Origin of the sequence: Thermoanaerobacterium butyriciformans (assembly GCF_017874545.1) — a bacterium.
Lineage (GTDB): Bacteria > Bacillota > Thermoanaerobacteria > Thermoanaerobacterales > Thermoanaerobacteraceae > Thermoanaerobacterium > Thermoanaerobacterium butyriciformans.
Genome location: NZ_JAGGLT010000002.1, coordinates 82927 through 93877 on the forward strand (window position 1 = coordinate 82927; position 10951 = coordinate 93877).

Sequence of the window (10951 nt, forward strand, 5' to 3'; positions counted from 1 at the left end):
TATCATTATCTCACGGTCTTTCCTCTATAATCTGCATACTTTGTCCTTTAACATAATCAGTGCTTGGTCGCTTTAAAATATTTGTGTAAAATGCGTATTTAGGAAATATATAATGTATTGTTACTGTAACCTCACTGCCTGGATCAGTATTAGGATAACTGACATCTATCGTTGATTTATCACTCCAGTTTGGAAGAAATTTGCCTGCAAAATCATCTGCTGCCTGCTGTGCTGAAGCTTCTATTGTATCAGGATTCTGTGCTGCGCTCTTTGCAGCGACAAGAGATGTTTCCTGTACGATGACCTGATCGTAACCTATTATAACTATCTGCGAAATAACAACAGTTAATATTAGCAATAATGGCACCCACACTACAAAGTTTATAAGTTCCGAACCACGTTTGTCTTTTAAAAACTTTTTAAACAACAATCACACCTCCTAAAAAAATTAAGGCACTTTTTACGTGCCTTAATTTCCTACTGCTGTGTCTGTTAATTTTGAGAATACTTTTGAAACAAAGTTCATCGCCCCGTCTCTTGTTGAAGGTAATATAAAAAGAATTATCGCTACTGCAAGTGCTATTATCGCAATTGTTGTGACTACTTCAGCACCTTTTTTGTCCGACATAAATTTTACAGCTTTGTTTTTTATGTTTGTTAACATTTTAAAACCTCCTTAAAAAAATTTTTCAAAAAAAATGCACTCACAAAAGAGTGCATATGAAAATTAATGAGTACCTAAAGTTTGCTGTACCTGTGTGTTGGTACTTGAAACACCATTAACAACTGTTGTCCCTAAAGCCTTAATTTGTGGTCCTGCTGCAACTACTATAAAGATTAAGAGTATTGCAAAGGCAACTATTTCAGCAGAGCCTTTTTTTGATCTTTTGAGTAAACTTGTTAAACTCATAGCAACACCTCCTAAACTTTATGTGTTATTGTTAATTTGTGCCAAGAGTCTGCTGTACCTGCGTGTTGGTATTTGTTACACCTGATACAACTGTCTGACCAAGCTGTTTAATCTGCGGTCCTGCTGCTACCACAATGAAGATTAAAAGTATTGCAAAAGCAACTATTTCAGCAGAACCTTTCTTTGATTTTTTGAGTAAACCTGTTAAACTCATAAAACTACCTCCTAAAAATTTTTTATTGGCACTTTTACGTGCACAAAAAAAAGGCACTCAAAAAAGAGTGCCTAAAAAATTATTTATACATCATATCAAACTCATCTGGTGCCATTCCCTGAAACCAAAAGAACAAAAGTCCAAAGAAAGGAACAATCCAGAAAAACCAGCTATTCGGCGTATTTATAACGTATCGTATTAACCATATTAATGGCTGATACCATACAAATATTGACGCAAAATAATAAGAAATTTTATTTAAAAATTTATCATAAATGCCGACACAAATAGATAAAGTCGCAAACCATGAAAACTCAACTGCCAACATATCATTTCCAGCTACAGGCATGCTTAATTTTATAGGATAAAACATAAGCAAAATCATATTATGAAAACTTATATGGCGGAGAAAAACTTCAGAAATAATGATACCTGCATAAAGCGCAAGTCCTATAAAGGCTACGTTTAAATTTGATGAAGGAAGTTCCTTATCTTTTTCATTTAAAATCATATAACCACCTCAAAAAAATAGCAGGAATACGTTAAGTACCCTGCCATTTAGTAAGGATAAACCTGATGGTCTACATCATATTCAAGTTTATTGTCTATTTGCATATCTTTTCGTCCAATAAAAGGCACAGGTTTCATTAAAGGATCAGGCTGCATTGTAAGGTATAATTTATCGTCCTTTAATAAGTAATGATCCACACGCGATATTCCAAGTCCATGTATACGCTCAAAATACGTTACATCAGGTCCAGAAGGATTAGCAAACGTTGGATCCCACGCATTTATTGCAACATTGTCTTTTACAAGCGTGTCTACTTTTCCGTACTTTTCTACTTCAAATGGAAATACCATCTTTGTGTCTTTTGTATACGGACTTATGCCTTGATTAGCATAATAAATGTCGTTTAAGTCAATCTGTCCCGCTTTAGGATATTCAAAATACGCATCATATTCAAAACTGTTTTTGTCTTGTTTTAGGTTTTTAATGTATTTAGGCATTATTGTTTGCCTGCCTGCGTCTTTATAACGCACCACAAGTGTTTCAGGTTCGTCTACTTTAGTCAAGTCAAGCGGTACAAATCTCAATATTTTCTCTCCATTTACTCCGTATTCATACGTCCAATAGCCTATATCAGTTACTTTCACATGCACCTTTAAGAATGAATGCTGCTCACTGTCTATTGCTATTGAAGGTACTGACGGATGCCATAACGTATATACCACATCTCTGTCAAATGTTATTTGTGCTTTATATGACACTGGAGAGTTGTTTTCAGGATATATCTGAAGTGTTTTCATGTATACGTCAGACCATCTTGTCTTCAGTCTTGAATACCTGCCTGTTGGATTGTCCTCAACCGATAGCTTTATTAGATGATATCCTGGTTGATTTACCACAACAGTATTCAAATAATTCTCTGCTGCTGTCTTGTCAGAAAATATATTTCCGTCTATATCCCATTTCCAAGCTACGATAGGATCAAAATCAGGATCATATGACAAGTCTTGCAGAGAAATTTTATTATTTTTGTTAACGCCATTTACATCACCTATAATTGAAAAATACGCTACAGGTGCATTGTTATAATATACTCTCAACGGTTTTTTATCCATGCCGAAATGTTGTGGTATATATGACCAGTACATTTGATTTTTATAATAATCCCAGTCCGTCAATGTTACCCACATATCGTATGAATAACTTTCTATTTTATAATGGTCATCATCATACCTTTTACCTGATACTGGCAGTAAATTTATTTGACCCCATGACACAGGATAATTTTGCACTCCAGTTGACGTGTATTCAGGATCGCCTAAATCCTGATATGTTATAGGATCAGATGATACTTTTACAGGAACAGGATGCCATACATGATACGTTTCTTCGTGACTTGTACCATCACTATCATATACAGTACGATGACGTGTTACATAATATCCATGATCTTCCCACCATGAATTTATATATGAACCTGTTATTACGTTCCACTGGTAATAATCAGTCCAGTAATTTGTGCTTGATCCGCTTGAACCTTGTGTTATTGGAAGTGCAGTGAAACTTATAGTAGGCTGATTCAATGGTCCGCCTGGATACGGGCTCGTAGGCAAGTACCAATTAAAATTATCTGTATAAGACGCAATTTCTGGATCAACAAGCACCTTATGGCTTGTTGGATTTTCCTGATGTGTACCCCACGGACTGCTATCTGCAACGTAGTGATTAAGGCTTTCAACAATGTACCTGTCATAAACCCAATTTGAGTCCTCTGTATAATTTACAGTACCTATGTTGTCACCTACCATAGCCTCGTCCTTGTTGTTATAAGGATTTTTTGTAGTTCCTGTAAAATCAAATTTTACATCTAATGTACCTCCAGAAACTTCTTGCTGTCCGCCTTCAAGCTGCTTGTTAAGGACATTATCTTTATACTGCGTTTCTTTTAAAAGTCTGTCATTGTCTGTGTCATGGAACATTTCGCCTGCTTTAGAACCATCATTATCGCCTTGATATACTGGATTGTTATAGTCGATTGTTGCTGTTATCAGTTCTGTACCTGTTAAATAATAAGAACCAAAATCGACTGACTTTTCATCAAACGGATCATAGTTTACTATTTGAGTGCTTACTAAATTATGATTTATATATAGTCTTGCAGTTGCTGTCCCATGAAACTGATAAAGTGATTTTGTATCAACTACTATATGGATATATTGAGGCGTGCTTATAATTGCTGTATCATGGTTGTTTTGGTCAAATGTATGGATTTCTGACACTGTCAAGTTTCCTGTTGCCTGATAATCACCGACAAATATAGTTGCAGAAGCTGCCTTATCATTCACTACTGCACTATTTACGTATTCACCGTTGCTTACTGCAATTACATCCGCTCTTAATATAGCAGTCTGATTAGGCTCTAATGTGCCTATATACCACATATATCCGCTGTAATAGCCAATTGAAGGTTCAATACTTACATATTTAAGCCCTTGTGGCATTTGGTCTGTCACAACAACATTGTCTACAGGTTTATCAGATGTGTTTTTAACTGTTACCTCATAGTAGTCACTCTCTCCAATATTTATAAAAGGTCTGTCTACTGTCTTGGTTATCACTAGTCCACTGCCATTTGAGTACGTTATTTTAAGCGTTACATCAGTGTCAAAAATGTACTTGTTAGGCTTCATTACACGCACATCAATGCCAAAATCAAAGCCTACGTCTGTATTGTATACAAAGACTTTTATTTTATGTCCTTTGTATTGCGGTGGCAAAAGAATATATGATGCACCTATTATTTGAGCATTAGGCTTTCCATCAGGTCCATATATAATTTGTGGAGAACTCCCATTAGGACGTTTTATACTATTTAAGTCTATATACTGTCCTATTGTTTCGTCATATACATATCTTAAAAAGTACCAGCCATTAGAACCCCACTGTCTGTTAGGCTGAACCTGATAATACATTTGCTTATCTGGTCTTGAATCGTACTTTAAATCATAAGGCGTTCCAAAAGGACTTATCTGTCCTGCTAATGTTGTTGGTATCCATTGATTGTAATCATGTCCTTTTAAGTCCTCTGGTACGTTATCTGAATTCGGATTGCCTAAATAGAGATATTCCCCGTTACTTTCTTTATGAAGCGGAAAATACAGTGCAGCATAGTTTGTGTCGTATCGTGACACTGCTGTTTCGCCTTCTGTCATAAGGTAAAAGTCAAATTGCGGATAAACTTCCATATTTGATATTTGCTTGCCATCACCAAAGTAAAAATCGCCATTATTTTTTATCCACGATTTATAATTTGTATAATTTCCACCTTTTATAGGCGGTGCATCATTTACAAAATTTTCTACATATCCTTGAGGAGATGTATAATCTTTATGTGGATTTAGGAATATTACAGGCATTCCGTCTTTTTTATATGTTGTACTTGATTCTGCCTGATCTATACTGGTTGCATCAAACGTTGCCACCTGCCAGCCTTTATTATCATTTGTTCCGTCTATTGTTACATCTTCATTAGCCTTTTTTAATATACTGTTTATTCCAGGCGGATTTGATATTTGCATGAATAGTTTACTGTATCCTAATGTACGTGGTTTCATTTTATAGTCATCTTGACCTATTAAAGTAGATGAATCTGCCATATAGTTATAGTAGTGCTTTATGTGTGCCCATGAAAACTGTAGATCATTCATATCAGGTTCTACATTTCCGCCCCCAGTTTCTATTGTCAATCCGCTGTCTGATGTTGACAGTACTCTTGCCTGTCCGTTTGTTGATTTTATCACTTCTGCGGATACTATGCTCTCTCCAGCAGGTATCACTGCACCTGCTTTTATCAGATCATCTATTGAGAAAGTATTGTCTGTAAAGTGTGATGGATCACCGCCTGAGCCTATTATTTGCTGATATTCGTCTGATGTAAGCTCTCTGTGAATATGGACTGTCACGTATGTTGTACCATTATCTGATATTGCAGGAGTATCCGCTTTTGCTTTTACAGGAGTATACGCTATACTGCTGAATATCAGTATGCCTGACAGCATTAGTGGTATTGACTTTTTCGTTTTGCTTTTCACCTCCTTTCTTTCTTTAAATATTAGAAGGTCTTTTATCACAATGAATCACCTCCATAAAAAAAAGAGGACTTATGTCCTCAAAAAAAATAAGACAGGATATTTCCTGCCTTATTTCCACGGTTCTACATATTCAGTTGTATAATCACCATATTTTGATGTTTCTGTTTCTAACGATCCGGTATTTCCATCAAAACTTACAACGCCTACATTACCACTTATCATGCCATTAGGCGGTACAATATCAGTGATCTTCTGGAATTCGCTGCCATATTCTATTGGCAAGTTTTTGCTTATATATATTGAATTCGTTGCCTGATCAAATTTAACACCGTAGCCAAAAGCATTCGCTTCTGCTCTCAACGGCAAGTATGTCACACCATCGTCCATTATTAAAGGTGGCACATCTGTTTTGTACAAGATGTAGTGATATGGTTTTAAAGTAGCTTTAACTATATACGGCATTCTTATAAAAAAGCCTAATTTCCACGGATCAGCAGGCACATTATAATGATAACTTAACGTATTATCATACCTTACAGAATCAATTACAAACCCATCAGGTCTGTTTGATTTGTAACCAGGATCCCAATACACTACATCTGACGGTCCAATAGCACCACCAACATTACTTTTAACTGTATTAACATAATCAGTAATGTAATATATAAAGGCTCTCAAAGGTAACATTGTACGACCACGCACAATCAATATAGGTCTGTTAACTGTTACAACCTGATATGTTCCATTTACCTCCTGTATTTCCTGTGTATTTCTAAAGTCAACCTTTTTACCTTCTATATACACATTTGGGTTATATTCATAAACAGGCTCATTAGGAAGTCCTGCAATATGATGTGAACTTGCTGCTGGCGTACTTGCCGGAGTACTTGCTGTTATACTTGCTGTCGTAGATGTTGATGTTACGCTATTTGATGTGTTATCTGCAAAGCTTGCTGCTGGTATTAACATTGTACTTATTAACAATGCACTTAATGCTACTTTTAATGTTTTCTTCATATGTGCATCACACTCCCTTGATAATATTTTACCACAACTTTTATGTCTTACAACATTTTCCCTTACAAGATATAGTGTACACCTATATATGTGTTTTGTCAATATCTAGATGTACTAAAATTTAATGAGCATTAAAAAAAGCAGGCATCAAGCCTGCTCTTATTCTTGATAGTTCTTAAACAACCTGCTATGGTAATTTATAGGTACATATAAAGTTTGATTTCTTGTAAGTTTGTTTAAAACATTTTTAGTCTTTAATGCCACGTTACCTGTTATTGTGAGAGTATAGTCATTTAAAGAAACGTCAACGTTATTAATAGTATAACCATATTCGTTAAATACTTGAGTTACAATGTTTATAGCATTTTGCTTGTCAAAGTACAATGAATTAGAAACTATATGCTTATTATCATACTCATTTCCGCTCTGTCCGTCTTGAGATTCTAATATAGAATACTGGATCTTTTCTAATGAATGTACACACGCAGTATTAATATTTGCTCTTTCTGTTCCTACCTGATAAAATAAATCAACGCCTATAATCAAAAGTCCAAATATTATTACAAGATAAAAAACTGTAAACAACATACCAGAACCTTTCTCATTTTTTAACATGCCTTGTTCCTCCTCAACTGACCTGACCCATGAACTTGAATATCATCAATATCAGAGGATACACAATTACAAGTATAAACGGAATTACATAACCTACAAATATATGAAGTGTATATTTTATAGGCGCATTTTCTGCCATAGATATTATTTTTGTTTCAAGCTCAAGTTCCATGTTTTCCTGTAGTCTTTCCAATGAACTCACTATATCTGTTGTTGTTTGAGATCTCATTGACAAAATCCTTGCTATACGATGAAAATCAGGCGATAATGTCTTTGGTGAAACATTGTCTAAAGCATCACGAAGAGATTCTCCAGCATTTATCCTCATAACTATCTCTTTTAAAAAAGGAGTAACTATGCTCTTTTTAGATTTTGATACATAATCCAAGACACTTTCAACAGGCGTTCCAACCTTCAAGCCTTGAAGCATAGCATCTATTACATCAGGAAGCTCTCTTTGAAACTGATCTTTAAACTTTTTAAGTTTGCCTGTATATCTTGAAAGCGTCAATGCTATAAGTGCAATTGCCATAACAATACCATTTGCTGCCATACCCCTCAATACACCTAACATAATAAAAACAACAGATAAAAATATCATCACTGCAAGAACAGAAAGCATTTCGTACACGTCTTTAACACGAAAAACAAAGACTTGAAGATAACCTTTTGTATCAGGCAAAGTTATGTCTACACCTGCTATTGTCTTTATGTTCCGATCCATTGAAGTCAGAAAATCTTCAGAAACTCTCTTGTTTACAAAAGGCTTTAAAAATTGTGTAAGTTTATCAATCATTAATTTTCACCTCCAAATCACATTTTTATCATCTTGTCTATTGATTTCAAAATTAAATAAGTTGTAATCACAAAACTGCCTAAAACAATGGATAGAATTATATGCCCCATTGCTGTTGAATACGCCGATTGAAAGTCAGGAGAACTTGAAATCAAAATTGGTATAAATATTAAGATAATGCCTAAAATAGCAATTATTAAGCCTTTTGTATTTGATGTAAGAGATTTTACCTTAAGACCTCTTTGCAGTTTTTTATTTACTTTTTCAGCCGAACTTGCACATACATCAATTAAATTTGCACCTGTCTCCATAGCATATAAGATGTTGTCAATCCACGAAGTTATTATGCTTGAATATATAACATCGTCTTTAAACTTTAACAGTGCATCTTCTATAGTCATACCTGAATTAACATTTGTTATCACCTTGTCTAAATGTTCTCTTAATATAGGTTTAGTATACTTTGTTACATCAGAAATAGCAGACACAAAATTAGGATTGACTCTTAACACAACAGCCAAATCAGTTGCAAAAATACCAAATTCCTGTTCAGTCTTAAATCTTATGCTTGATTTTCTGTTATTTAAGAAAAATTTAATCAGTACCACTAACACAACTATAGAAAGTATTGAATACATCAAACCAAACTTAATCATAGTAATAACAAAAAGTGTCAGTGAAACATACAAAAAATAAAGTATAAAATCATCAGTTTTTATTTTTATGCCAGCACTGACAAGGCTTTCAGTAAGCTTATCATAAAACCTTCCGAGTCCTTGAAACATACTGTAATGTACTTCTTCAGGCTTTATTAATTGCCTGTTTAAACGTATCTGTATGCGGTACTTTTTATAATCGTTTATTGCAAGAAAAGTAAGTCCTAATAAAAAGACCAATACAGCAGCAAAAACACTTATTATCAAAATATCACCTGCTTTCTTCGTATTTATAAACATACTCTAAATTATACGTATTATTAGGATTCAATCCTTTTACCTCAACTATTTCTTTTATAACTCTGCCAACATTGTCGCCTTCCTCATTTTCTAAAACATCAAGATACACTATTACGTCAATTGTATTTGATATTAATGTCCTTAAAGAACGGTCGTCCATGTCTTTATACTCTTTTATCTTCATCTCAAGCTTTTGAAGTGCTAATACTGTACTTGAAGCGTGTATTGTTGTCATTGAGCCTTTGTGCCCTGAATTTAAAGTATCTAAAAATTCATAAGCAGCCTCAGGGGTACGTATTTCTGCTATTATAATTCTGTTAGGATTCGCTCTTAAACAGTCATTAAGTATATCCGTCCATGTAATCGGCTTTGTATCTTCTGTTCCTTTCCTTATTTTGAAGCTGTACACATACCTTAAAGGTATACTCATTTCTCTTGTATCTTCAAGCAGTGCCACAACGTGTTTAGGCTGAATATAAAATGTAAGGCCATTCAAAAATGTTGTTTTGCCAGAACCTGTCTGTCCTACCGCAAGTATGTTTTTTCTTTCTAATACAATGCTTTTAAAATACTCTATCATGTTATCTGTCAAATTTACATATCCGCTTTTTAATTCTTCCAAGCTTTTTGCATTGCTTGTATGCTTTCTTATTGTTATCACTGGAACCAACGATTCAGGAGGAACTATCAAAAGTGCACGTGAACCGTCATACAGCTCAACGTCTGCCGAAGGAAACTGCGCATTAATAGTCTGTGGAGGTTTTGTCTGTCCTGCAATTTTTTCTATTACACGGATCACATCTTCATTACTCATAAAAGTTTCTGTATCGTCTTTTTTCTCACCGTTTTCCATATAGATAATGTTTGTTCCCATTACCCATATATCAGTTACATCAGGATTTTTTAAGTGCTTTTCAACAGGTCCTAATCCGAATAATAGATTATACACGTAATCATACAAGTTTTTATCAGGCACATCCGTGTAGTGTTCATCACAATATTCTTCAACGAACTTATCACACAGTTTTCTAGTTTCTGTCACATTGCCTGCAACATCATACTGTAAAACCTTGTTACGTACATATTCAAGCAACATTTTGTCTTTATAAAAATTTACACCTTTTTTTATTTCTGAAATTCTTTCTGTTAAGCTCACAAAATTGCCTCCTTTGCTTTCGTCATGTACTTTATTAAGTGTTTATCATCTATACCTTTTAATTTTTTTATGAAAGGCACTGAATACAAAATTGGAAGTTTATAACGTATCTTGTCAATGTATTGTAACTGATTAGACACGCTTTTGTTTTTAATGTAAAAATAGTTGCTTAAATTACTTAATTCATTGATTTTAAGCCAATCCAAAAAACTGTTCACTCTTGCAGCGACTCTTAATTCATCTTCTACAATTAATATAACTTTTTCAGATTTCCCCATGACGTCTATACAGCTTTCTATAAAACCAGGCTGAATATCAAACAAGACTACATCATATCTTTTTTCTAATTCACTCACAAGCTGCATAATATCATTTGAACTAATTTTTTCATAATCATCAGGATATGCACCTACTATGACGTCATAATTTCTTCCTTCTGGTCTTTGTATTGAACCATCTAAATCATCTAACGCATTTATAATATTTTTAGTTTCAGAAACACTTAATAAGGCAGGAAAATCTCCAGGAGAAAAATCATATTCTACCACGCATGTTTTTTTCTCTTTTGAAATTACATTTGCAAATGCCAAAGTTAACGTTGTTTTTCCTACTCCGCCTTTTGGTGAAAATATTGATATTATCATTTCTTTATTACACCTCCAAAAGAAATTAGACAGGTCAAAACCTG

12 protein-coding genes are annotated in these 10951 nt (G+C 34.2%); all 12 read right to left on the reverse strand.

The window, feature by feature from the left end:
* Positions 1 to 10: 10 nt before the first annotated feature.
* Positions 11 to 427 (reverse strand): TadE/TadG family type IV pilus assembly protein, encoded by a 417-nt coding sequence (locus J2Z80_RS01570; RefSeq protein WP_209452797.1) that lies wholly within the window; start codon positions 425 to 427, stop codon positions 11 to 13.
* Between the two features lie 42 nt (positions 428 to 469).
* Positions 470 to 664: a hypothetical protein gene (locus J2Z80_RS01575; protein WP_209452798.1), complete on the reverse strand. Its 195-nt coding sequence runs from the start codon at positions 662 to 664 to the stop codon at positions 470 to 472.
* A 63-nt stretch (positions 665 to 727) separates the two neighbouring features.
* The gene (locus tag J2Z80_RS01580) at positions 728 to 910 is read right to left on the reverse strand and encodes a hypothetical protein (RefSeq protein ID WP_209452799.1); all 183 of its coding nucleotides are present in this window, start codon (positions 908 to 910) and stop codon (positions 728 to 730) included.
* A gap of 31 nt (positions 911 to 941) precedes the next feature.
* Entirely contained in the window at positions 942 to 1124 is a 183-nt protein-coding gene (locus J2Z80_RS01585; RefSeq protein WP_096231490.1) for a flagellin, read from the reverse strand.
* A gap of 79 nt (positions 1125 to 1203) precedes the next feature.
* Positions 1204 to 1635, reverse strand: coding sequence for a hypothetical protein (locus J2Z80_RS01590; RefSeq protein WP_209452800.1), 432 nt, complete (start codon positions 1633 to 1635; stop codon positions 1204 to 1206).
* 47 nt (positions 1636 to 1682) lie between these two features.
* A complete protein-coding gene (locus J2Z80_RS15265; RefSeq protein ID WP_209452801.1) occupies positions 1683 to 5762 on the reverse strand; it encodes a DUF11 domain-containing protein in 4080 nt (1359 codons plus the stop codon).
* 69 nt (positions 5763 to 5831) lie between these two features.
* Entirely contained in the window at positions 5832 to 6740 is a 909-nt protein-coding gene (locus J2Z80_RS01600; RefSeq protein ID WP_209452802.1) for a stalk domain-containing protein, read from the reverse strand.
* A gap of 159 nt (positions 6741 to 6899) precedes the next feature.
* The gene (locus J2Z80_RS01605; RefSeq protein ID WP_209452803.1) at positions 6900 to 7355 is read right to left on the reverse strand and encodes a hypothetical protein; all 456 of its coding nucleotides are present in this window, start codon (positions 7353 to 7355) and stop codon (positions 6900 to 6902) included.
* A 13-nt stretch (positions 7356 to 7368) separates the two neighbouring features.
* On the reverse strand, positions 7369 to 8151 hold the full coding sequence (locus J2Z80_RS01610; protein ID WP_209452804.1) for a type II secretion system F family protein: 783 nt from the start codon (positions 8149 to 8151) through the stop codon (positions 7369 to 7371).
* 17 nt (positions 8152 to 8168) lie between these two features.
* The gene (locus tag J2Z80_RS01615; RefSeq protein WP_245301084.1) at positions 8169 to 9107 is read right to left on the reverse strand and encodes a type II secretion system F family protein; all 939 of its coding nucleotides are present in this window, start codon (positions 9105 to 9107) and stop codon (positions 8169 to 8171) included.
* Entirely contained in the window at positions 9079 to 10263 is a 1185-nt protein-coding gene (locus tag J2Z80_RS01620) for a TadA family conjugal transfer-associated ATPase (RefSeq protein ID WP_349292566.1), read from the reverse strand. Before J2Z80_RS01620 ends, J2Z80_RS01615 begins: the two co-directional genes overlap by 29 nt.
* On the reverse strand, positions 10260 to 10907 hold the full coding sequence (locus J2Z80_RS01625) for an AAA family ATPase (protein WP_209452806.1): 648 nt from the start codon (positions 10905 to 10907) through the stop codon (positions 10260 to 10262). The genes J2Z80_RS01620 and J2Z80_RS01625 overlap by 4 nt, the downstream gene beginning before the upstream one ends.
* Between the last annotated feature and the right edge of the window lie 44 nt (positions 10908 to 10951).